The sequence below is a fragment of the Stenotrophomonas sp. GbtcB23 genome (assembly GCF_019091045.1).
In the GTDB taxonomy this organism is placed as follows: Bacteria; Pseudomonadota; Gammaproteobacteria; order Xanthomonadales; family Xanthomonadaceae; genus Stenotrophomonas; species Stenotrophomonas rhizophila_A.
This window is the reverse complement of sequence record NZ_JAGXKC010000477.1, coordinates 1-258: the sequence shown is the minus strand read 5'-3', so window position 1 is coordinate 258 and position 258 is coordinate 1. Positions and strand designations below refer to the sequence as shown.

1 pseudogene is annotated in these 258 nt (G+C 57.4%); it reads right to left on the bottom strand.

The window, feature by feature from the left end:
* Window positions 1-258 (bottom strand): annotated as a pseudogene (locus tag KVS69_RS19820) (ribonucleotide-diphosphate reductase subunit beta); the annotation flags it as partial.

Below are 258 nucleotides of genomic sequence, written 5' to 3'. Positions count from 1 at the left end.
TCTTCTTTTCCATGGCGATTGGGTGGAAGTGGTTGTCGGCGCAGTAGTGCATGTACTGGCGCATGTCGCGGGTGGAAATGCAGGCTACGCCGCCGGACAGCACGTCTTCGGCGCACTGCACTTCGCATTCAATGGCTTCGGCCAGCATGTCGTAGACCTGACGCTTCATAACATCGTAGAACAGGTCCAGCTCTTCCTCGCCGAGGACCTCCATGCATTCGAAGGCGAACTACATGTGCGCGCTTTCGTCGCGGAACA